Here is a 20,495-nt window from a genome sequence, read left to right on the forward strand (position 1 = left end):
GCAGTTCATGATCGCCGAGAGCGCGAACCAGCAGAGCGTGACCTTCCCGCAGGAAGCTACGCCGATCTTCGATCTGGTCGCGAAGATGGTGTCGCGGACGCAGACCGAGGACGAGCACGACTTCGAGCGCGAAGCCGGTCTCGCGACGTCGGTGTAGCTTCCTGCCGCGGCAGGTCAGTCAGACGATGTGCCGGCGTGGCCGCGGAGTTCCGCGGCCGTGCGGCGGGCGTGGGCCAGGCCGTCGAGTATCCATTGCGGGGGCTGCCGGTCGTTGGTCGCGATCCGCTCGTAGGCGGCGACGAGCCGTTCCGCGATCTTCAGCCGGGCTTCCACGGCAGGCGGCTCGGGGTCGCTCTGCTCGGACGGGATCGTGACCAGGGCCAAGTGTCCGGCTGGCGCACGAGTCGCGGGTTCGGCGGGTGTGTCGGCTCGCTGTTCCGTGGTGGACAGGCGTCGAAGACGGAGGGTCGTCTGCTCGGTGTTTCCCGGCACACCCTCGCGACGGGAGCCCTGCGAGGGGAAGGGATCCGCCCGGAACCGCGCGACCGAGGGCCAGTACCGGCTTCGTGCCGACTTCGGTGTCTCCCCGTCGAGACCGCCCGCGATCTCCTGCCAGGTCTTTCCGTCGAGTCGCGCCGCGACCACCGCCGCTTCGACGATCTGCTGCGCCATCCCGATCATGCCGGAGTGGTCGGGCGGGGAGGACGCGTCCACCCTGGCGGCGTTCGCCGCGAGATCGGCCAGTTCCGCCGCGTGCGCGGCGAGGACCAGATGGGCCCGGGTGGCCGCGGCGGGGATGGTGTGGCGTGTGGTCACCGTCCGCTCCTCGTGGCAGGCCGGAGGCTCGACAAGAGGCTCGCGGAATCCCGCATGCCGTGACTCACAGGTGTTCTCACCTTCTCTGATATGCAAACTTGCATAAATATGCAATTAACGGATGTGCGGCGCTGCGCAAGAACCGCGAGATTGTGCCCTGATCGGGTGTGGTCGCGCCCGTTCCGTGTGAGGTGACGTTCGGCCGCCCTCGATGTCGGGCACGATCAGGGAGGTGCGGACGGCTCTGCGGGGAAGGGATGCCGATGAACAGCCCCCTGTATCAGGCGACGGCGGAGTTCTTCAAAACGCTGGGGCATCCCGTCCGGATCCGCGTGCTCGAACTGCTCAGCGAGCGGGACCACCACGTCTCGGAGCTGTTGGCCGACCTCGGTATCGAGCCCGCCAACCTGTCGCAGCAGCTCGCCGTCCTGCGCCGGGCCAACCTGGTGGTGCCGCACAAGGACGGCACGACCGTCTCCTACTCCCTGACCAGTCCGTCGGTCGCCGAACTGCTCGTCGTCGCGCGCGGGATTCTGACCGGGGTGATAACCGGTCAGCTGGGACTGCTCGACGATCTGCAGAGTTCCACCGGTTCGGTTTCGCCTGAATCAGGATGAAAAGCAATTTCGATCATTCACGGCCACGCTGCGACCGTCATTTGTTTTCGTTGTCGGAATCGGCGTGCTGTCCATTCGATTCGGAATGGTCCTCGCCGTCCCGGGTCCGCCGTGTCTCCTCGACCAAAGAGTCGAAGATGGGGGTTCCGCACAGCTCCACATGGTCCTCCGTCGCGCCGGTCCTGGTGCCCGATCATCTTGCCCCGGAACGGCTTCTTCGATCCAGTTCCGCCGGGCAATGCACTCGATTGAGCTCACCCTCGGGGGTGAGCTATTCATCGATGTGAAAAGCGAAGTGTAGGACATGACCCTTTCGTCGGTGTCGCCGGGTTTTGCGGAAATAATGATTCCGCTTTCCCGGCGTGCGTGAGAAAAGGATTGCTCACTCGTCTCGTGGCTGGTCAGCGAGGGGCGGAGAACTCGACCCGGTAGCGGGTCGGTGTCGTGCCCAGCGCGGTGGCGAAGTGCTCGCGAAGCCGGGCGGACGTGCCGAAGCCGGACTGTGCGGCCACGGCGTCGACGCCGAGCGAGGTCGTCTCGAGCAGGTGCCGCGCCCGCGCGAGACGTTGCGCGACAAGCCAGTTGTGGACGGTGGTCCCGGTGCGGGCGCGAAACGAGCGGGTGAACGTACTGCGGCTCATATGCGCCCGGGCGGCGAGGCCGTCGATGCTGTGCTGCGTGCCCAGATGGGCTCGCGCCCAACTCATCACCTCGGCGAGCGGATCCTCGTCCGCGGCGGGTACGGGAAGCTCGATGAACTGGGCCTGGCCGCCGGGACGGTGCGGCGCCGCGACGATCCGCCGGGCGACGCGGTTGGCGACGACCTGTCCCGCCGTGCGGGCGAGCAGGTGAAGGCAGGTGTCGATCCCGGCGGTCGCACCGGCGCCGGTCACGACGTCGCCCTCGTCGACATACAACTCCTCGGGGCGCAGCTCGACCGATGGGAAACGACGGCGGAACGTCTCGATCCATTTCCAGTGGGTCGTCGCGGCGCGACCGTCGAGGATGCCGGCGTCCGCGAGAGCGAAGACCCCGAGGCAGAGTCCGACGACGAGGGCTCCGCGTTCGTGCGCGGCCCGCAGCGCGACGGACACGGGCGCGGGCGTCGCGGTTTCCGGGGCGGACCACCACGGCACGACGACGATGTCGGCGTCCGCGAGGGCATCGAGCCCAGCGGAGACGTCGATCGTGTATCCGGCGCTCGTGGTGAGTCTGCCCGGTTCGGCGGCGACGACCGTGAGCGGCCACGGTTCCATGTCGCCCGCCGGGGATTCCGGGCCCCACACCAGCGACGGGACGGCGAGGTGGAACGGGCTGATCCCCTCGAACGCCAGGACGGCCACCCTCGGAGCACTCATCGATCCCTCTTCCCGCGGATGTCGGCCGATCTCGACCATGGCTGACCCGATTCCGTATCTCGATGTCGAATCGGGTCAGCCAAGATGGTAGCCGTACCGACGGAAAGCAAAGGAAACACGATGACCAGCACCACGCTCCGCGAAATCAGCACCCTGCCGACGACCCCCGCCGCACTCTCCGACGCGACGGTGATTCTCGTCGACTACCAGAACACCTACACGCGCGGCGTGATGGAGCTCGACGGCTGGGAAGCGGCGCTCGACGAGGCGGCCACGTTGCTGGCGCGCGCCCGATCCGCGGGCGCGACGGTCATTCACGTCATGCACGACGGTGGCGAGGGCAGCCCGTACGACCTCCAGCAGGACATCGGCCGGATCCACGAGCGGGTCGCCCCCGCCCCGGGCGAGGAGGTCGTGGTGAAGACCGCGCCGAACTCGTTCGTCGGAACCCGGCTGGGGGAACTGGTCGACGCCGCCGGACACCAGGACGTCGTCGTGGCCGGGTTCATGACGCATATGTGCGTCACGTTCACCGCGGAAGGCGCGTTCCTGCGCGGGAACAGCCCGACCGTGGTGGCCGCCGCCTGTGCCACGCGCCCGCTCCCGTCCGTCGCCGGTCCGGTGACCGCCGCCGAACAGCACCGCGCGGCACTCGCCACGATCGGTGATCTCTACGCGGTCGTGGTCGGCACGACGGCTGAGCTCGGCTAGGCCGTGTCCTGTGAGTCTGTTCGATGGTCTTCGTGATCCAGGTGGCGCCTGGCGGTGCGGGCGGATCGGCCTCGTACCGGGTTGTACTCGGCCGCATCCGCCCGTGCCGTCAGGGGTCGCCTGGGCGCGGAGACCGCGAACAAGACTTGCAGGACACGGCCTAGACCTGCGAGTACGCGCTCGCGCGTGGATCATGAAGGTGTTCCCGCCGCCGAAGTATCGAAGGGGTCCTGATGGCCAAGCCCAACGTCGCCGAGCAGTTCGTCCAAGTCCTGGTCCAGGCCGGGGTGGAGCGGATCTACGGCGTGGTCGGAGACAGCCTCAACCCCATCGTCGACGCCATCCGCCGGACACCGGGTATCGAATGGGTGCACGTGCGCAACGAGGAGGCGGGCGCGTTCGCGGCGGCGGCCGAGGCCCAGCTGACCGGACGGCTCGCGGTGTGCGCCGGCAGCTGCGGTCCCGGCAACACCCATCTGGTGCAAGGACTTTACGACGCGCACCGCACGGGAGCCCCGGTTCTCGCGCTGGCCTCGCATATCCCGTCCGGTCAGATCGGGACCGGGTTCTTCCAGGAGACCCATCCCGAACGGCTGTTCGTGGACTGCAGTGGCTATTGCGAGCAGATCAGCAGGCCCGCCCAGATGCCGAGGGTGCTGCGGATCGCCATGCAGCACGCGTTGTCCCGCGGCGAGGTGTCGGTGCTGGTATTGCCTGGGGACGTCGCGCATCTCGACGCCGTCGCGCCCACCGGGAACGGGGTGCCGGTCACCGAGCACGGGACGGTCGTGCCGCCCGAGTCGCAGGTGGCCCGGCTCGCCGAGTTGATCAACGACGCCGAGACCGTCACCTTGTTCGCCGGTGCCGGGGTGCGTGGCGCGCACGCGGAGGTGATGGAACTGGCCGAGACCGTGCAGGCGCCGGTCGGCCACAGCCTGCGCGGCAAGGAGTGGATCCAGTACGACAATCCGTTCGACGTCGGGATGAGCGGTCTGCTCGGCTACGGCGCCTGCTACCGGGCCATGAACGACGCGGATCTACTCGTGCTGCTCGGCACCGATTTCCCTTACGACTCCTTCCTTCCCCAGGCACGGACCGTGCAGGTCGACCACGACGCGACCCGCCTCGGCCGTCGCACTCCGCTCGAGCTGGCGGTGCACGGCGACGTGCGGGAGACCCTGCGGGCCGTGCTGCCGCTCCTGCGGCGCAAGTCCGACCGCACGTTCCTGGACCGGATGCTGCGTGACCACTGCAAAACGCTGGAACAGGTCGTCGACGCCTACACCCGCAACGTCGAACGGCACGTGCCCATCCATCCGGAGTTCGCCGCGGACCTCCTCGACGAACTCGCCGCGGACGACGCGATCTTCACCGTCGACACCGGTATGTGCAACGTGTGGGCGGCCCGGTATCTCACGCCCAACGGGCGCCGCCGGGTCATCGGGTCGTTCCTGCACGGCACCATGGCCAACGCCCTGCCGCACGCCATCGGCGCGCAGTTCGCCTACCCGGGGCGCCAGGTCGTGTCGATGTCCGGCGACGGGGGACTGGGCATGCTGCTCGGCGAACTGCTCACCGTGGCCCTGCACGACCTGCCGATCAAGATCGTGACGTTCAACAACTCCTCGCTCGGCATGGTGAAGCTGGAGATGCTGGTGGACGGCCTTCCCGACTACCAGACCGATCACCGCCCGGTGGACTTCGCCGCGATCGCCAGTGGCGCCGGACTGCGGGCCGAGCGGGTGACCGACCCGACCCGGCTGCGCGCGGCGCTCAAGGAAGCCTTGAGCCACGACGGCCCCGCGCTGGTGGATGTGGTGACGGACGCGAACGCGCTGTCCGTCCCGCCGCACATCACCGCCGGTCAGCTCGGCGGATTCGCCTTGGCCGCGAGCAAGGTCGTGCTCGAAGGCGGGGTCGGCCGGATGATCGATCTCGCCCGGGCCAACCTCCGCAACATCCCGCGGCCGTAGACCGCTGCGCCGACTTTGCGCGTGAAGGCCTCCTTCCCTCGGCTCAGCCGAGGGAAGGAGGCCTTCACGGACAGGGTCGGTCGGTTCCCATTCCGCGCCAGAGCAGGTCGAGCAGGCTCGCGACGTCGCTCCGCCATTCGCCCTTCGGGTCGAGGTAGAGCAGGCCGCCAAGGCCGCGCAGGATGGTCTCGGGCTTCAGATCCGCGCGGACGGTGCCCGCCTCGACATTGGCCTGCAGCAAGGTGGAGACCGCCCGGACCATGTCCTGATAGGCGCCCGCCGGCAGCTCTCCGCGTGAGGCTCCCGCAGCGCGCAAGGCGTCGGCCAGGCCGCGTTTGGTCATCATGTAGTGCGCCAGGTGATCGGTCGTCCAGACTCGGAAAGCCTGTTCCGGCGAGTACTTCTCGAGCAGGCTGGGCACGATCTCGACCAGCTGACGTACCTCGCGCCGGTACACCGCGAGGATGAGGGCTTCCGGAGTGGGGAAGTGCCGGTACACCGTGCCGACGCCGACCTCGGCCTGCTTCGCGATGGCATTGAACGAGACCTCGCCGGAGCAGGCGAGCGACTTCGCGGCGGTGGCGAGGATGCGCTCGTGGTTGCGCCGGGTGTCCGCACGCCGGGGATTGACCGCGCCCGTCGTCATCTGCCCTCCTGTCCACCGATCCCGTTCTCCGTGAATGTAGCCGAGAGAACCGGGAAACCTGGAGCGACTCCAGGAGTGGACATCGACCTTGCCGGGTGGATCGCGATCCGCTAACTTGAAATCGAAGCGGATGAATATCCGTTTCGATTCACGAACGGACTCCCACCACCTCAACCTACGCCGTCCTGGCCGCGGCCAGGACGATCTGCGGAAAGAGTTTCAGTGGACATCTCACTCGAAGTCAATGGCAGGACGGAACACCTGAGTGTCGATCCCGGGGTGACCCTGCTGGACACGCTGCGAGAGCGGCTCGCCGTCACCGGGCCGAAGAAGGGTTGCGACCGGGGGCAGTGCGGCGCCTGCACGGTGCATGTCGGCGGGCGGCCGGTGCTGTCCTGTCTCACCTTGGCCGCCACCGTGAAACAGCCGGTGACCACGGTCGAAGCATTGTCCACTGAGGACGGTCTGCATCCGGTCCAGCAGGCGTTCGTCGACCAGGACGCCCTGCAGTGCGGCTTCTGCACGTCCGGGCAGATCATGTCGGCGGTCGCCGCCGTCGAACAGGACGTCCAGGACGTCCGCGAGTTCATGTCCGGCAACCTCTGCCGGTGCGCGGCGTACCCGAACATCATCGCGGCGGTCGAGCAGGCGAGGAGGGCCGATGCGTCCCTTTGAGCTGCTCGCACCCGAGACCGTCGAAGACGCGGTCGCTTCGCCCGGCACCTTCCTCGCGGGCGGCACCACCCTCGTCGACCTGATGAAGCTGAACGTCCTGACACCGCGACAGGTCCTGGACATCAACGCGGTACCGCTGCGTGGCATCGACACCACCGACGGGCTGCGCTTCGGCGCGCTGGAGCGGATGAGCGACATCGCCGGCCACGCCGGGGTGTACCCGGTGATCTCCCGGGCGCTGCTGCTCAGCGCGTCCCAGCAGATCCGGAACATGGCCAGCATCGGCGGAAACCTCATGCAGCGCACCCGCTGCTCGTACTTCCGTGACGTCGCCATGCCGTGCAACCGGCGGGTGCCGGGCAGCGGTTGCCCGGCCATCTCGGGCGCCAACCGGATGCACGCCGTGCTGGGCACGAGTGATGCGTGCGTGGCGACCCATGCCAGCGACGTCGCCGTCGCCCTGGTCGCGCTCGACGCGCGGCTACGACTGGTCAGCGAGACCGGCACCCGCACCGTCGACCTGGCCTCGTTCTATCGGCAGCCCGGTGAGACCCCCGAGGTCGAGACCGATCTGCGTCCCGGCGAGCTGATCGCCGAGGTGGTGGTCCCTCGGCTGGACTGGGCGTCGAACTCCACCTACGTCAAGGTGCGTGACAGGCAGTCCTACGAGTTCGCGCTGTGTTCCGCGGCGGTCGCGCTGCGGGTCGAGGACTCGCGCATCGTCGACGCCCGGGTCGCGGCGGGCGGTGTGGCGACCGTGCCGTGGCGGCTTCCCGCCGTCGAGGAGGCCCTGCGGGGTGCGCCCGCGACCGTCGCCGCCTTCGAAGAGGCCGCATCGGTGGCCGCCGACGGCGCCCGCCCGTTGGCCGCGAACGCGTTCAAGCCGTCGTTGCTGCGGCGGACCATCGTCCGCGCGCTGCTCGAACTGACCGAAGGGAACCGCTCATGACCAGCAGGGTGGACGGGCCGCTCAAGGTCACCGGCCGGGCCGAATACGGGGCGGACCACACCTTTCCCGGGCTGGTCCACGGCTACGTCGTACTGAGCACGATCGCCCACGGCGAGATCGACACGATGGACGTCACGGCGGCGAAGGGCGCTCCGGGGGTGGTCGGTGTGTACACGCCGTTCGATCCGCTGCAGTTGCAGACGCCCGCGACGCCGGTCATGGGTGAGACGTGGGTTCCCTTGCAGGACAAGGAAGTCACCTACTACGGCCAGCCGATCGGCTTCGTGGTCGCCGAGACGTACGAGCAGGCACGCGACGCGGCGATGCTGGTTGAGGTCACTTATCAGACCCGGCCCGCCCTGACTTCGTTGCAGGACGGCCTCGCCTCGGCCGAAGACGCGCCGGACGGGAGGGGCGGCCCCTCGTCGCTCGCGATCCTGGCCGAGGGAGTCGAGTCGATCGAGGACGCGCTCGCGGAGAGCCCGGTGGTCGTCGAGGCCACGTACACCACCGCGACGCAGAACCATGCCGCGATGGAACCGCATTCCGCGGTCGCGGTCTGGGGTGCCGACGGACTCACGATCCACAGCGGCAACCAGGCCTCCGATCTGCAGGCGGCGGAGCTGGCGATGGCGCTCGGCGTGGAACCGTCCGAGGTGCACGCGGTGAACCCGTTCGTGGGCGGTGCGTTCGGCGGCAAGGGGCACACTTCGACCCCGGCGTTCCTGGCCGCGGCCGCGGCGAGGGCGTTGGGCAAGCCGGTGAAGGCCGTTCTCAGCCGGGAACAGGTCTTCACCGCGACCGCGGGCCGTGCCGCGACGGTGCAGAAGATCTCCCTCGGCGCGGAACACGACGGCACGCTCAACGCGCTCCGGCACGACTCGTGGTGCACCACGCCCATGGACCGGTCGTTCGTCGAGCCGACTTCGCACGGCACTTCGCGCGAGTGGTACGCCACCCGCAACCTGGCCATCAGCCAGAAGATGGTGCCGCTCAACATCCCGCCGACCACCTTCATGCGGGCGCCGGGGGAAGCACCCGGTTCTTTCGCGCTGGAAAGCGCGATCGACGAACTCGCGGTCGCGCTGCGCATGGACCCGATCGAACTGCGGCAGCGGAACAACTCGACCGCTCCGCCCGGCAAGGACCTGCAGTGGTCGAGCAAGCATCTCGACGAGTGCTTCCGGGTCGGCGCGGAGCGGTTCGGCTGGGCCGACCGCGCACCCGGAGGGCGGACCGACGGCGACTGGCTCGTGGGCATGGGCACGGCCACCGCCATGTTCCCCGCGCTGCGGTTCCCCGCCACGGTCGAGCTCACTCTCCTGCCCGACGACACGGCCGCCGTGGCGACCAGCGGGGCCGATCCGGGCACGGGCCTGCTGACCGTGCTCTCCCTGGTCGGCGGGGAGTCGCTCGATATCTCGCCGGATCGGGTCAAGGCGCGGCTCGGTGACTCGCGCCTGCCGTCCGGGGGTATGTCCGGCGGTTCGACGGCGACCGCGAGTGCCGGGACGGCCATCATGGTCGCCGCCGCCCAGGCGATCGACGAACTGCTGGCTCTGGCGTCGGCCCCGGGTGCGCCGTTCGAAGGCATGGAGGTCGCCTACGCGGACGGTCGCGTGCAGGCCGGGGAGCGGATGATGACCTTCGGCGAGCTGTTGCGGGCTCTGGACCGGCCGGCGCTGTCCGTGACCGGTTCCTCGGCGCCCGGAGAGGAACTGACGAAGCATTCGTTCAGCTCGTTCGGCGCGCAGTTCTGCGAAGTCCGCGTGCACAAGTGGACGCGCGAGATCAGGGTGTCGCGCATGCTCGGGGTGTTCGACGCCGGCCGGATCATCAACCCGAAGGCGGCGCGGAGCCAGATCATGGGCGGCATGATCTGGGGCGTCTCGGCCGCTCTGCACGAGGGGCTGGAGATCGAGGAGAACGGGCGCTTCGCCAACGGGGATTTCGCGAGCTACCTGATCCCGGTGAACGCGGACATCCCCGAGGTCGACGTCCACTTCGTCGAGTACCCGGACACGTTGCACAACTCGGTCGGCGCGAAGGGGCTCGGCGAGATCGGCACCGTCGGGATGGCGGCGGCGGTCGCGAACGCCGTCCACAACGCCACCGGCATCCGGGTGCGGCACATCCCCATCCTGATCGAGGATCTCCTCGACGAGTCGTAGAAGGGTGGGGAGGATTTGGGACGTTGAACGTCCGAAGTCCTCCCCACCATCTCTCGGCGAAAGACCATTTCCTCCCTCGATTTGACAATTCCGGCGCGACCGAACGGTGGTTGCGCCGGTCTTGGGCATGGCCAGACTGGAAAGATCGGGACACGGGCATTGTCGCCGTCGTGCCCGCGCCGGTAGGCCGTTTCGTTCGGTCTGTGGATGTCCACTCGTTGAATCGCGAATCTCTCGTTCGTCCCCTCGTGCCGGGCGGGAGTGAAGGAGGACGGATGAGACTCGACAGAAAGGTGGCCGCCGTCGTGGCGGCCGTCGTGCTGATGACGCCGTTGGCAGGCTCGGCGTCCATGGCCGGTGATCTGCGCGAAGCGGAGCAACCCGCCCCGGCCTGTTCGCCGGGTACCACGGTGACGACCGATGACGGCCCGGTGTGCGGTGTCGCCGGCACCGCGGTCACGTCGTGGCAGGGGATCCGTTACGCCGCACCGCCGACCGGCGAACTGCGGTGGAAGCCACCACGACGGCCCACCCCGTGGACCGAGCCGTTCGTCGCGACCACCGAGGGAAACCAGTGCGCACAACCGGCAGGCGCGGGGCCGGGCTCGGACGACGAGGACTGCCTCAACCTGACGGTCCGGGTGCCCGCCAAACGTGGCCCCGGTCCGCTCGCGGTGATGGTGCAACTCCATGGAGGCGGGTTCCTGCTGTGGAAACCGCAGGACGCGAGCCGCCTGGTGACCGCGGGCAACGTCATCAGCGTGGAGGTCAACTATCGGCTGGGGATCTTCGGATTCCTCGCCCATGAGGCGTTCGGCGCGCAGGCCGGGAACTGCGGACTGCAGGATCAGCAGGCCGCGTTGCGCTGGGTGCAGCGCAACATCTCACGGTTCGGCGGAGACCCGCGCAACGTGACGATCTACGGTGCTTCCGCCGGCGGATCGAGTGTCTGCGCCCACACGATCTCGCCCGCCTCGGCGGGGTTGTTCCAGCGCGGTATCAGCGAAAGCGGCGAGTACAACTCGCTGCTCGGCGTCGACACCATATGGCAGGCGCAGGACTGCAAAGCGAAGCTGCCCACCGAAGCACAGGCTCAGCGCACCGGGGCACGATTCGCCGCCGCCGTCGGTTGCGGCGACGTCGCCGAAGCGGCCGCGTGCCTGCGTAAGACGCCTGCCGCGGTGTTGCTCAAGCAGGCGGATCACGGGAGGAACCCCGACAACGGGACGGTCGCGCCGATCGTCGACGGGAAGACCTTGCCGATGTCACCGGGGGAGGCCTTCGCCACCGGCCGCGTCAACGACGTCGCCCTGATGCACGGCGTCGCCCGAGACGAGACCCAGTTGCCGTCCGCCTCGACTCCGGCCGACTACGAGAACCTGGTGCGCCAGCAGTACGGCGAGCACGCTGCCGCGGTCCAGCGCATTTATCCGCTGACCCGGTTCCCCACGCCCGCGCCGTTCCTCGCCTTCCGGACGATCGTCGCCGACTCCAACTCGGTCTGCCCTTCGATCCTCAACAACGAACGGCTGGCCCGGCACCTCCCGGTCTTCGCCTACCAGATGGACGATACGGACGTCCCGCCCCAGTTCTTCCTCGATCCCACCAAACCGAACGGCGCCTACCACATCGCCGAATGGCTCCTGCTGTTCCCGGACGGTGTCGAACTCGCGCCGAATCAGCGGGTCCTGTCCGACCAGCTCGTCGCGCAATGGACCGGGTTCGCCCGCACCGGTGATCCGACCGTGGACGGCACACCGCGCTGGGATCGCTACACCGCCGGGAATCCCGTCGTCATGTCGCTCAACGCCGCGGGGGACAGCAGGCTCACGACCGACATCCCGCGTCAGCATCATTGCGGATTCTGGAAGAAGCTGACCCCGTTCGCCGAAGGACGCTGACCGGAAACGATAATCCGGGGAAGTCCACGGGGAGGATCATGTCCACCAGGCACGACGGAGACAGCTGGGATCTGGCTTCCAGCGTCGGCACGACCGCGACCTTGGCCGCGACGGCGCGGGCGATGGCCACGCGCGCGGATCGGTCGCTCATCGACGATCCGTTCGCCGAACCCCTCGTCCGGGCGGTGGGCGTCGACTCCCTCACCCGGCTCGTGTCGGGTGAAACCGCCCCCGGCGAACTCGTCGAGCAGGTGTGGATCGACGTCGCCAAGGTCCGCACCAAGTTCTACGACGAGTTTTTCCTCGACGCCACCGAAGCAGGGATCGCGCAGGTCGTGATCCTGGCTTCGGGGCTGGATTCGCGGGCGTACCGGTTGCCCTGGCCTGCCGGGACCGTGGTGTACGAACTCGACCAGCCACAGGTCATCGAGTTCAAGACACGCACGCTGGCCGAACTGGGTGCGGAGCCCACCGCCGACCGGAGGGCGGTCGCGGCCGACCTCCGCGCCGACTGGCCCGCTGCCTTGAGCGCCGTCGGTTTCGATCCTGCTCTGCCAACGGCGTGGAGTGCCGAGGGCCTGCTGGGTTACCTGCCGCCCGAGGCGCAGGACGACCTGCTGGACCGCATCACCGAGCTCAGCGCACCGGGAAGCCGCGTGGCCACCGAAAGCAGGCCCAACCCCCGGCCGGGCGAGGAAGAGGAGACGAAGGAACGCCTGAACCGCATGTCCGAACGCTGGCGTGAGCAGAGCGTCGACACCGACATGGCGAGGCTGCGTTATTTCGGCGAGCGCAACGAGGCCGGTCCGTACCTGGCCGATCGCGGCTGGACGCTGACCGGCATCAGTATCCGTGAGCTGTTCGCCGTCAACGGCCTGCCCGCGTTGACCGACGACGGCATGCGGATGGGGGACATGCTCTACGTCAGCGGGATCCGCTGACTTGCCCGCCTGTCAGCGAGAAGACGCGCGATCGCCCAGTCCTGCATGGCCACGCCGACGGACTTGAAGACCGTGCGGCCTCCGGATTTCACGACTCCGTCGGTCAGCGCGGTACCCAGTTCGATGAGGTCGTCCTCGGTGATGGCCCCCGCCGCGAGAGCGTGGATGATCTCGCCGGACTCCTCGAGAGTCGCGTCTCGTTCGTCGATGACGACGGTCGCGTCGGCGAGCAGTTCGTCGGGCAGTTCTCGCATGGTGGGGCGGTACGCGCCGATGGCGTTGACGTGGGCGTGTTCGGCCAGTGATTCGAGGGAGAACAGGGGTGTGGTGGACGTCGTCGCGCAGCAGACGATGTCCACGTCCCGAACGGCCTCGTCGGCGTCGGTGAGGGCGACGGCGTTGATGTCCAGCTCCGCACCGAGTGCCTTGCCGAGCGCTTCGGCGCGTTCGAGTCCGCGGCTGACGATCCTGAGCTCGGTCAGCGGCCGGACGGCGTGCACGGCGCGGACCTGGTCGGCCGCCTGCCCGCCCGCGCCGATGAGGGTGCACGTCCTCGCTTCCGGCGGGGCCAGCAGATCGGTCGCGACGCCGGTGATGGCGCCGGTGCGGATGCGGGTCACCTCGATGGCGTCGGCGACGAGCTGACCGCTGTGGCCGAATTCGCTCCAGACGACGGTGCCGGCGATGGCCGGGTCGCGGTCGAAGTCGAGACTCAAGGTTTTGATCATCGCCGACGCGGTCGGGCGGTGGTGCGCCGACATCACGAGGAATCCGCCGTCGCGCAACACGGTTCGCGTCGGCATTTCGAATTCGCCGCGGCGCAGGGCGAGAAACCCGTTCCGGACCGCGTCGATCGCGGCGGGCATGGACACGGCGGACCGGATCTCGTCCGGGCCGAAGGTCACGACGTCCACGAATCCTCCTTGTCAGCGCAGTACGAAGCCCGGGACCAGGTCGTCGTCGGGGTCCACGACGAACCGGTGATGACCGGTGCGGAACGCGCGGCCGGTCACCACGGGCAGCACCGCGTTCCGGCCGGCGACCACGGTCGTGTCCGCGATCCGGGCGGACCACGTCGAACCGACGATCGACGAGTGGACGAGGGTGCCGTCCGTCGCCAGCCGTCCGGACGAGTGCAGTGCCGCGACGCGGGAGGCGGTCCCCGAACCGCAGGGCGACCTGTCCACCTGCCCGTCGGCGAACACGGTCACATTGCGCTGGCGGACGTCTCCGTCCTCGCCGCCGAGTTCGTCGAAGAAGATCACGCCGTAGACGCCGCTGAGACGCGGATCGAGCGGGTGCTCGGCGTACGCGGTCGCGTTGATCTCGTTCTTGATCTCCCGCCCCAGCGCGATCAATTCGGGTAGCGACGCCTTGTCGACGGAGAGGCCGAAGGTCGCCGCCGGCACGTGGGCGTAGATCGCGCCGCCGAACGCGATCGTGCAAGTGGCGGCGCCGCGTGAGGTTTCCACGACGACCTCGTCATGGAGCAGGTAGCCGGCGACGCTGACGAAGTCGACCGCGGTGACCTTCGTTCCGGCCGTCGAGACCCGTGCGGTCACCCGTCCGGACGGAACGTCGATCACGACGTCGGTGACACCGCTGGGATCGACGGGCACCAGCCCGGTCTGGACCGCCCAGGTGCCAAGGCACATCGTGCCGTGGCCGCAGGCGGTGGAGAAGCCGTCCTTGTGCCAGAAGAGAACGCCGAAATGGGCGCCCGGATCGTCCGGCGCGACGATGAAACCGCCGTACATGTCGGCGTGCCCGCGAGGCTCGGAGCAGAGCAGCTGCCGCAATCCGTCGACCTCGGGATCGACGGCGGCCGCGACCCGCTTTTCCGCGACCGTCGCTCCGGCCGGTCCCGCCGTCGTGGTGACGATCCTGAACGGTTCGCCACCGCAGTGGTAATCGACCGCCTCGATCCCGTCGTCCGTCATGGTGAACGAACGTAACATGTGACATTGTACTGAGCCAACGCCTGGTGGAGGGATCGATGATGGGTGCGGTCGAAGGACTGTCGTCGATCGGTGGTCGTCGCAACCTGCGCGACGAGGTCATCGAGAACCTTCGCGGTGCGGTGATCTCCGGCGAGATGCGCCCCGGTGTCGTCTACTCCGCGCCCACGCTGGCCGCACAATTCGGTGTGTCCGCGACCCCGGTGCGGGAGGCGATGCTCGACCTCGTCAAGGAAGGGCTCATGGAAACCGTGCGCAACAAGGGTTTCCGGGTCACCGAGCCATCCGAACGCGAACTCGACGACTTCACCGAGCTGCGTGCCCTGATCGAGGTGCCCACCGTACGCCGCATCGCCGAGACGGGCGCCGACGCCGGTGCGCTGAAGCGGCTCCGCGAGCTCGCGGCCGGGATCGAGCGCGCTTCCGTCGACCAGGACCTGATCGGGCACGTCAGATTCGACATGGAGTTCCATCTCGCGCTGCTGGGACTGGCCGGCAACGAACACCTCGTCGAAATCGTCCGGTCGTTACGAGCACGATCGCGGATCTACGGCCTCAAGGTCCTGGCCGAACGTGGACAGCTCGTCGCTTCAGCGCGCGAGCATTCCGAACTCGTCGACCTCGTCGAGGCTCGCGACGCCGACGGTGCGGAGGCGCTGATGCGTCGTCACATCGGGCATGTCCGCGGTATCTGGGCGGCCGAGCCGTAGCCGTCCGGACAGGACACCTCCACCGGAATCGGCGGCCGCGGGTCGAACGTCCGGATCCAGACCGAGTCGAGCCACTCGACGACCGTGTCCACGATGAGGTCCGCCGAAAGACCTCGTGGGAGCGGCGGTACGTCGGGTTCCCAGCCCGTCTCGTGGTGGACGACGCCGAACAGGTGGCGGTGCTCGTCGATCGGTTTGTTGAGGACGTAGGAGTCCGGGCCCTCGAACCGGGCCCATACATCGAAGGTGCCCTCGCCGTCCTGGTCGGGGAACACCTCGATCCGCACGCTCTCGACGCTGTCGCCGATCGCTCCGACGATCATCCTCAGCCGCGCGGCGACGTCGTCGGAACGCGCGTCGAGGACGCGGCGAAGTCGGCGGCGGTACTCGTCTTTGTCCACACAGGACAATTTAGCGTGGGCTCGGTGTCGTGACGCGGGCGTCGTCGAGGATGAGCGGTCGCCACTCGTCGGCACCAGTGCGGCCGTGCCCCGGATCGATACCGGTGAACACCCGCCCTCCGACCCGTACGCGAACGTGGCGGGCCCGCCAGTCGACCGTCGTACGGTGCCGGATCCGGCCCGCGCATCGCCAGGTCCGCTCGGCGAACCGCACGACCGTGGAGTGCCCGTGGACCTGGCCGAACGGTACGACTCCGAAGTAGCCCATCCACGGTTCGTGCAATGCCGCTCCCGATTCGGCCCACAAGGGCCCTGCGTCCTCGTCGCGGCCGTGTTCACCTCTTTCCCAGATCAAGTCCGGGCGCTCGTTGAGGATCGCCGCGGCTTCCGTCGCCGACGTCGGTCCTCCCAGACGCTGCCAGCAGGCGAGCGTCAGACCCGCGTGCGTGACCAGAAGTTCTTCGCCGTCGGCGGTCCGTACCGCCTCGGCCACCCGCAACCGGCCGTCGGCCCACCACTCCCGCAATCTGGTGACGTCGTCTTCCGGTAGGGGCTCGCGCCAGAAGATGTCCCCACCGGGCAGGTATTGCGTCTCGTGGTTCCCGGCGAGCTGGATCCATTGCCGGTCTTCCAGCAGCTTTCCCGCGATGTCGAGCACCCCCGCGCTGTCGGGGCCGCGATCGACGAGATCGCCGACCTGGATCACGGTGAGCTCGGGTGGGAGTCGTTCCGAGGTCACGCCGAGCCAGGCCAGGGCCTGGCGCAGCTGATCCGGATGCCCGCCGACATCGCTGATGAGGGCGACTCTCCCCATACGCACCCCCCAGACCGGTCGTCAGGCCCAGGTTACGGAATCTCGCGCCGGCGCGCTCCGGGCTCAGTGAGCGGCCTCCCGATGCCGCCCGTAAGGCTTGGCGTCCAGCAACGTGACATGGACGGCCCCGCCGCTCGGCACGAGATATTCCCGCCGGTCACCCGGTTTCGCGCCGTGCAGCGCGCGCCCGAGCGGCGAATCGGGGGAGTAGACCTCCAGATCGCCGTGTCCCGCCTCGTCGCGCGTGCCGAGCAGGAAGGTCTCGGTGTCACCGTCGTCGTACCGGACGGTGAGCACCATGCCGGGCTCGGCGATCCCGTCGTCGGGCGGATCCTGCCCGACGACGGCGCCGCGCAGCATGTCCTCGATCTGCCGGATCCGTGCCTGCCGGTGGGCGTTGTGCGTGATTTCGTCGTCGCCGTACCGGTCGTCGGTGCCGGGGCGCCGCAACGTCGCGAGCTCCCGCACCAGCCGAGCGTGCGCTTCCTTGGTCAGCCAAGGGCCTGACGAGACGGTGGACATGGTGGTGATCGCCTTTCGGTGGATACGTCTGTGAGGGCCGGGCGCGGAAAGGACCCGGCCCCCACAGACCTTCGGTGAGTCCCGCTTCGGTCAGCGGGTCTCTGGTTCACGGGACCGCCGCTGGAAGGCGCCCGCGTCGGTGGCGAACCCGATCGCGGCCTTCAGCAGAAGGTCCTTCTCGGTGCGCAGCAGGGCGTTCTCGGCGCGGAGCCGGTCCACTTCGGACTGTTCGCCTGGTGGGGTTTCGTTCTCTGGGAGCATTTCCGTCCGAATCAGCGAAGGGGGTCGAAGGGCCGCAGCGCCTCCGGTTGTTTGCCGGTGGTGATGTGCTCGGCCAGGAGGCGTCCGGTGATCGGGCCGTGGGTCAGTCCCCACATCCCGTGCCCGCCCGCGACGTAGAGCCCGGGTGTGCTCGTCGCGCCGATCACGTGCCGCCCGTCGGTGGTGACGGGGCGGGAGCCGACCCATTCGTCGGTGCGCCGCTCCCAGTCCAGGCCGGTGAGGTACGGCCGCGCCGAGGCGATGATCGCGGCGATCCTCGCCGGATCCAGCCGAGCGTCCGGTTTCCGGAACTCCATCGTCCCGGCCACGCGCAGCCCTTCGCGGTACGGCGTGCACGCCACGCGGATGTCGGGCAGGTAGAGCGGGCCGGGCACCGGTTCGTCGGTCGGCACGGTGAAGGAGTAGCCGCGTCCGGCCCGCACGGGGACCTTGACTCCCCACTTGCGGCCCAGGTCTCCGAGCCAGGCCCCCGTCGCCAGCACGACCGCGTTGGCGTTCACCGTCTGGCCCGTCTTCGAGCGCACGCTCAACGCGTGACGGTACGCGCGCAGGGAAGCGACCTCGAACTTGTGGCGGATCGTGCCGCCGCGGCTCACCACCGACCGTGCCAGCGACTCGACGAACCGGCCAGGGTCCACGTAGCGCTGCCCGTCGATCCGGACACCGGCGCCGAGCCTGGCCGTGGCCTGCGGGAACCGCTCGGCGAGGTCGGCCGCGGTGAGGCGGGTGTAGGAGATGCCCTGTCCCACTTCCTCGATCCGCCGCAGTTCGCCGATCAGCCCGGCGGCGTGGTCGGCGGTCTCGAACGCCGCCGTGATCGGCGCTTCGATGGTCGGCGCGTCCACGCCGTTCGTGGTGAGGACGTCGAAGGCTTCCAGGCATTCGTCGTTCAGCGGTGCGTTCGCCTCGACCGCGCGGGTCCACGACCGGCCGGTGCAGTTCGCGGCGAACCGCGCGAGGAACGACCACAGGCGTGGGTCGGGCGACGGCGGAACGTGCAGCGGGGCTTGCCGGTCCAGCAGCGTCCGCAGCCCGTAGCGCAGTACGCCGGGTTCGTTGAGCGGGATCGAGAGGCCGGGGGAGAGCCAGCCGGCGTTGCCCCACGACGCGCCCGCCGCGATACCCGCGCGGTCGACCACCGTGACACTGACGCCGCGTTCCTGCAGGAACCACGCGGTCGACAGGCCGACCACGCCGGCTCCGATCACGATCGCCGAACGCGGGCCGCCGTCGATCCGGTCGAGATCGCCCATGAGTTCCTCCGCAACGAGTGGTGCTGTCGCGGTCAGGATGGCTCGGATTCAGGCGGTGCCGATTGTCCGGAATCGACAACCTGGTCGGATCGTTTTGGCCGGAACGGTCAAGGTGCCGGGTCGGACACGGCCAGTTCGATGATCATCGCCAGTCGTTTTGCGGGCTGGTCGAGGCGTAGTTCGGTCACTTCGGCCATCTTCCGGAGCCGGTAGCGGATCGTGTTGGGATGCACCTCCAGCCGCTCGGCGGCCTCCGCGAGATCCCCTTGCGCCTCGAGCCAGGCGCGCAGCGTCGCGACGTAGCTGGTGGCGTTCGCGCTGTCGTGCCGCCGGAGTTCGGTGATCGGGCCGCGGGCGGGTGCCCGGCCGGACGCGGCGGCGGCCCGCAGCCGTTGCACCAGGATGTCGTCCCAGGCTTCGTCGTAGGCGATCGCGGATTTCGTGCCCGGACGCACGCCGTGCAGCGCGAGACATTCGTCGGCCTCGAGCCTGCTGGCGGGCAACTCCGCCGACGTCGCACCCGCCCCGATGCCGGCCAGCATCGTCACCTGCCGGGGCAGCGCCTCGCGGATCGAACCGACCCACGCCCTGGCGGCCTCGACGTCGTCCCCAGGCAGGACGGTGTAGACGGTGTTGCTGAACAGCGTGCTGCGACCAGCGCGTGACCAGCCGAAACCGGTGGTCGCCCGCTCGAACGCGAGCAGCAGCGCGGCATGGCGCTCGTCGCCGATATGGGCCTGCAGCGCGATCACCCGGAACCGACCGGGCGGGAGGCCCAGCCTGCTGAGCACGGCCGCCGCGTCCGGTGTGCCCTCCACCAGCCGGATCACCAGATCGGATTCGACCTGCCGCTCCAAGTCCGCGCTCGCACGTGAGCGCAGCAGATGGAGGCCGACCGTGCGCGAGCTGTCCCGCAGGACCGCGCGCCGGGCGTCGGAGAGCGGGCGGTCGCATTCCACCCAGATCGAACCCAGCAGCTCCCGGCCCGCGCGGACCGCGACGACCATGCGTCCGGTCAGCCCGTGTTCCGGATCGGCCTCGACGAACAGCGGCTCGTCGGATTCGGCGAGGTGCCTGAACACACCCCGCCGTTCGAACAGCTCGCGGACCGGCTCCGGGACGAGCCTGCCCAGGATCGTCTCCAGCCGCGCCCGGTCGGCCAGGTGCTGGCGGCTGGAGTAGGCGAGGACGCGGGACAGCCGGTCTTCGATGGTCACCGCGCTGCCGAGCGCGTCCGCCAGGCTGTCGGCGAGCGCGAACAGGTCGGTCGGCCCGCGGCCCGACTCGGTCTCGCGGCCCTCCAGCACGAGGCCGTAGACCACGCCGGCGAGCTGTCCCCAGGACACGTCCGGGTCCACCAGCAGCACCGCGACGCCGCCGCGCTCCGCCCGTTCGGCCGCCTCCGGATCCGGCGACGAGCCGCGGACCAGGACGACCGAGGCCTGCGCCGCCGCGGCCAGCTCGACGGCGGCCGCGACCGACTCCGCGCCGACGGCGAGGTACACGTCCCCGCGCAGGTCGCGGGGGTCGGCGGGGTCGTGCATGACCACGTCGCGCAAGGCCGCCTCGCGCGACACCGGGCAGCACCACAACCGCGCCCCGTATCCACCGAGGACGTTCACGAGCCGATCCAGCGTCACCATGGCCGCGACCCTGCCATCAAATGGTGCCGGGCACCGCGCGATCACCCGTTGACTGTGAGTTTAAGAACCTTTTACACTGCGATCGTTAGGAAACTTACTTAACTAAGCGACTCCGGCTGACAAGTCGCCGCCCACCGCCGGTACTCGCCGACTC

Annotated in this window: 21 protein-coding genes; 10 read left to right on the top strand and 11 right to left on the bottom strand. The window is 69.0% G+C overall.

All coding sequences use genetic code 11. The annotated features are described in order from the left end of the window. Nucleotides 1-7 precede the first annotated feature (7 nt). Complete coding sequence (locus DMC64_RS42960; RefSeq protein ID WP_162836891.1) at nucleotides 8-157, top strand: hypothetical protein; 150 nt, start codon at nucleotides 8-10, stop codon at nucleotides 155-157. A gap of 17 nt (nucleotides 158-174) precedes the next feature. On the opposite strand, the gene DMC64_RS14475 is transcribed toward DMC64_RS42960, so the two are convergent. Then, nucleotides 175-816 carry a hypothetical protein gene (locus DMC64_RS14475; protein ID WP_125733919.1) on the bottom strand — a complete coding sequence of 214 codons (642 nt, stop codon included), beginning with the start codon at nucleotides 814-816 and terminating at the stop codon, nucleotides 175-177. A 263-nt stretch (nucleotides 817-1,079) separates the two neighbouring features. On the opposite strand from DMC64_RS14475, the gene DMC64_RS14480 reads away from it, so the two are divergent. After that, nucleotides 1,080-1,433 (top strand): helix-turn-helix transcriptional regulator, encoded by a 354-nt coding sequence (locus DMC64_RS14480; protein ID WP_125733920.1) that lies wholly within the window; start codon nucleotides 1,080-1,082, stop codon nucleotides 1,431-1,433. A 401-nt stretch (nucleotides 1,434-1,834) separates the two neighbouring features. Here the strand turns inward: DMC64_RS14480 and DMC64_RS14485 are convergent, their stop codons facing one another. Continuing rightward, on the bottom strand, nucleotides 1,835-2,791 hold the full coding sequence (locus DMC64_RS14485) for a helix-turn-helix domain-containing protein (protein ID WP_233629658.1): 957 nt from the start codon (nucleotides 2,789-2,791) through the stop codon (nucleotides 1,835-1,837). 120 nt (nucleotides 2,792-2,911) lie between these two features. Between DMC64_RS14485 and DMC64_RS14490 the strand changes: the two genes are divergently transcribed. Both DMC64_RS14490 and DMC64_RS14495 read left to right on the top strand, forming a co-directional pair. Continuing rightward, the gene (locus DMC64_RS14490) at nucleotides 2,912-3,502 is read left to right on the top strand and encodes a cysteine hydrolase family protein (protein WP_125733922.1); all 591 of its coding nucleotides are present in this window, start codon (nucleotides 2,912-2,914) and stop codon (nucleotides 3,500-3,502) included. A 233-nt stretch (nucleotides 3,503-3,735) separates the two neighbouring features. After that, on the top strand, nucleotides 3,736-5,475 hold the full coding sequence (locus tag DMC64_RS14495; RefSeq protein ID WP_125733923.1) for a pyruvate dehydrogenase: 1,740 nt from the start codon (nucleotides 3,736-3,738) through the stop codon (nucleotides 5,473-5,475). Nucleotides 5,476-5,539: 64 nt separating this feature from the next. Here the strand turns inward: DMC64_RS14495 and DMC64_RS14500 are convergent, their stop codons facing one another. Continuing rightward, the gene (locus DMC64_RS14500; protein ID WP_125733924.1) at nucleotides 5,540-6,121 is read right to left on the bottom strand and encodes a TetR/AcrR family transcriptional regulator; all 582 of its coding nucleotides are present in this window, start codon (nucleotides 6,119-6,121) and stop codon (nucleotides 5,540-5,542) included. Nucleotides 6,122-6,343: 222 nt separating this feature from the next. Here DMC64_RS14500 and DMC64_RS14505 point away from each other — a divergent pair, with 222 nt between their 5' ends. The 5 genes from DMC64_RS14505 to DMC64_RS14525 all read left to right on the top strand — a co-directional run bounded on the left by DMC64_RS14505 (nucleotide 6,344) and on the right by DMC64_RS14525 (nucleotide 12,758). Further along, nucleotides 6,344-6,796 carry a (2Fe-2S)-binding protein gene (locus tag DMC64_RS14505; RefSeq protein WP_125733925.1) on the top strand — a complete coding sequence of 151 codons (453 nt, stop codon included), beginning with the start codon at nucleotides 6,344-6,346 and terminating at the stop codon, nucleotides 6,794-6,796. Continuing rightward, nucleotides 6,783-7,745, top strand: coding sequence for a xanthine dehydrogenase family protein subunit M (locus tag DMC64_RS14510; protein ID WP_125733926.1), 963 nt, complete (start codon nucleotides 6,783-6,785; stop codon nucleotides 7,743-7,745). Before DMC64_RS14505 ends, DMC64_RS14510 begins: the two co-directional genes overlap by 14 nt. Then, complete coding sequence (locus DMC64_RS14515) at nucleotides 7,742-9,916, top strand: xanthine dehydrogenase family protein molybdopterin-binding subunit (RefSeq protein WP_125733927.1); 2,175 nt, start codon at nucleotides 7,742-7,744, stop codon at nucleotides 9,914-9,916. Before DMC64_RS14510 ends, DMC64_RS14515 begins: the two co-directional genes overlap by 4 nt. A 275-nt stretch (nucleotides 9,917-10,191) precedes the next feature. Further along, entirely contained in the window at nucleotides 10,192-11,817 is a 1,626-nt protein-coding gene (locus DMC64_RS14520; RefSeq protein ID WP_125733928.1) for a carboxylesterase/lipase family protein, read from the top strand. Nucleotides 11,818-11,852: 35 nt separating this feature from the next. Continuing rightward, a complete protein-coding gene (locus DMC64_RS14525) occupies nucleotides 11,853-12,758 on the top strand; it encodes an SAM-dependent methyltransferase (RefSeq protein ID WP_125734270.1) in 906 nt (301 codons plus the stop codon). Here DMC64_RS14525 and DMC64_RS14530 read toward each other — a convergent pair. Continuing rightward, nucleotides 12,737-13,672, bottom strand: a complete 936-nt coding sequence (locus tag DMC64_RS14530; RefSeq protein WP_125733929.1) for an ornithine cyclodeaminase family protein — start codon at nucleotides 13,670-13,672, stop codon at nucleotides 12,737-12,739. The two genes, DMC64_RS14525 and DMC64_RS14530, sit on opposite strands and share 22 nt — an antisense overlap. A 12-nt stretch (nucleotides 13,673-13,684) precedes the next feature. Next, entirely contained in the window at nucleotides 13,685-14,698 is a 1,014-nt protein-coding gene (locus tag DMC64_RS14535; RefSeq protein ID WP_125733930.1) for a proline racemase family protein, read from the bottom strand. Nucleotides 14,699-14,757: 59 nt separating this feature from the next. On the opposite strand from DMC64_RS14535, the gene DMC64_RS14540 reads away from it, so the two are divergent. Further along, nucleotides 14,758-15,426 (top strand): GntR family transcriptional regulator, encoded by a 669-nt coding sequence (locus DMC64_RS14540; RefSeq protein WP_125733931.1) that lies wholly within the window; start codon nucleotides 14,758-14,760, stop codon nucleotides 15,424-15,426. Here DMC64_RS14540 and DMC64_RS14545 read toward each other — a convergent pair. From DMC64_RS14545 to DMC64_RS14565, 6 genes are all read right to left on the bottom strand, one after another. Next, nucleotides 15,384-15,827 (bottom strand): DUF6389 family protein, encoded by a 444-nt coding sequence (locus tag DMC64_RS14545; RefSeq protein ID WP_125733932.1) that lies wholly within the window; start codon nucleotides 15,825-15,827, stop codon nucleotides 15,384-15,386. The two genes, DMC64_RS14540 and DMC64_RS14545, sit on opposite strands and share 43 nt — an antisense overlap. Nucleotides 15,828-15,837: 10 nt before the next feature. Then, the gene (locus DMC64_RS14550; RefSeq protein ID WP_125733933.1) at nucleotides 15,838-16,641 is read right to left on the bottom strand and encodes a metallophosphoesterase; all 804 of its coding nucleotides are present in this window, start codon (nucleotides 16,639-16,641) and stop codon (nucleotides 15,838-15,840) included. Nucleotides 16,642-16,704: 63 nt separating this feature from the next. Then, complete coding sequence (locus DMC64_RS14555) at nucleotides 16,705-17,163, bottom strand: GreA/GreB family elongation factor (RefSeq protein WP_125733934.1); 459 nt, start codon at nucleotides 17,161-17,163, stop codon at nucleotides 16,705-16,707. Nucleotides 17,164-17,253: 90 nt separating this feature from the next. Beyond that, nucleotides 17,254-17,424: a hypothetical protein gene (locus DMC64_RS42965; protein WP_037338058.1), complete on the bottom strand. Its 171-nt coding sequence runs from the start codon at nucleotides 17,422-17,424 to the stop codon at nucleotides 17,254-17,256. Nucleotides 17,425-17,435: 11 nt separating this feature from the next. Further along, entirely contained in the window at nucleotides 17,436-18,698 is a 1,263-nt protein-coding gene (locus DMC64_RS14560; RefSeq protein ID WP_125733935.1) for an FAD-binding oxidoreductase, read from the bottom strand. Nucleotides 18,699-18,805: 107 nt separating this feature from the next. Then, complete coding sequence (locus DMC64_RS14565) at nucleotides 18,806-20,341, bottom strand: CdaR family transcriptional regulator (RefSeq protein ID WP_125733936.1); 1,536 nt, start codon at nucleotides 20,339-20,341, stop codon at nucleotides 18,806-18,808. Between the last annotated feature and the right edge of the window lie 154 nt (nucleotides 20,342-20,495).

This window comes from Amycolatopsis sp. WAC 04197 (assembly GCF_003947475.1).
Lineage (GTDB): Bacteria > Actinomycetota > Actinomycetes > Mycobacteriales > Pseudonocardiaceae > Amycolatopsis > Amycolatopsis japonica.

Bases quoted from the DNA above. Each gene is read 5' to 3' on its own strand.
- DMC64_RS14495 (WP_125733923.1), top strand. From the start codon at position 3,736: ATGGCCAAGCCCAACGTCGCCGAGCAGTTCGTCCAAGTCCTGGTCCAG.
- DMC64_RS14555 (WP_125733934.1), bottom strand. From the start codon at position 17,163: ATGTCCACCGTCTCGTCAGGCCCTTGGCTGACCAAGGAAGCGCACGCT.
- DMC64_RS14535 (WP_125733930.1), bottom strand. From the start codon at position 14,698: ATGACGGACGACGGGATCGAGGCGGTCGATTACCACTGCGGTGGCGAA.
- DMC64_RS42965 (WP_037338058.1), bottom strand. From the start codon at position 17,424: ATGCTCCCAGAGAACGAAACCCCACCAGGCGAACAGTCCGAAGTGGAC.
- DMC64_RS14490 (WP_125733922.1), top strand. From the start codon at position 2,912: ATGACCAGCACCACGCTCCGCGAAATCAGCACCCTGCCGACGACCCCC.
- DMC64_RS14540 (WP_125733931.1), top strand. From the start codon at position 14,758: ATGGGTGCGGTCGAAGGACTGTCGTCGATCGGTGGTCGTCGCAACCTG.
- DMC64_RS14500 (WP_125733924.1), bottom strand. From the start codon at position 6,121: ATGACGACGGGCGCGGTCAATCCCCGGCGTGCGGACACCCGGCGCAAC.
- DMC64_RS42960 (WP_162836891.1), top strand. From the start codon at position 8: ATGATCGCCGAGAGCGCGAACCAGCAGAGCGTGACCTTCCCGCAGGAA.
- DMC64_RS14480 (WP_125733920.1), top strand. From the start codon at position 1,080: ATGAACAGCCCCCTGTATCAGGCGACGGCGGAGTTCTTCAAAACGCTG.
- DMC64_RS14515 (WP_125733927.1), top strand. From the start codon at position 7,742: ATGACCAGCAGGGTGGACGGGCCGCTCAAGGTCACCGGCCGGGCCGAA.
- DMC64_RS14565 (WP_125733936.1), bottom strand. From the start codon at position 20,341: ATGGTGACGCTGGATCGGCTCGTGAACGTCCTCGGTGGATACGGGGCG.
- DMC64_RS14485 (WP_233629658.1), bottom strand. From the start codon at position 2,791: ATGAGTGCTCCGAGGGTGGCCGTCCTGGCGTTCGAGGGGATCAGCCCG.
- DMC64_RS14520 (WP_125733928.1), top strand. From the start codon at position 10,192: ATGAGACTCGACAGAAAGGTGGCCGCCGTCGTGGCGGCCGTCGTGCTG.
- DMC64_RS14550 (WP_125733933.1), bottom strand. From the start codon at position 16,641: ATGGGGAGAGTCGCCCTCATCAGCGATGTCGGCGGGCATCCGGATCAG.
- DMC64_RS14560 (WP_125733935.1), bottom strand. From the start codon at position 18,698: ATGGGCGATCTCGACCGGATCGACGGCGGCCCGCGTTCGGCGATCGTG.
- DMC64_RS14510 (WP_125733926.1), top strand. From the start codon at position 6,783: ATGCGTCCCTTTGAGCTGCTCGCACCCGAGACCGTCGAAGACGCGGTC.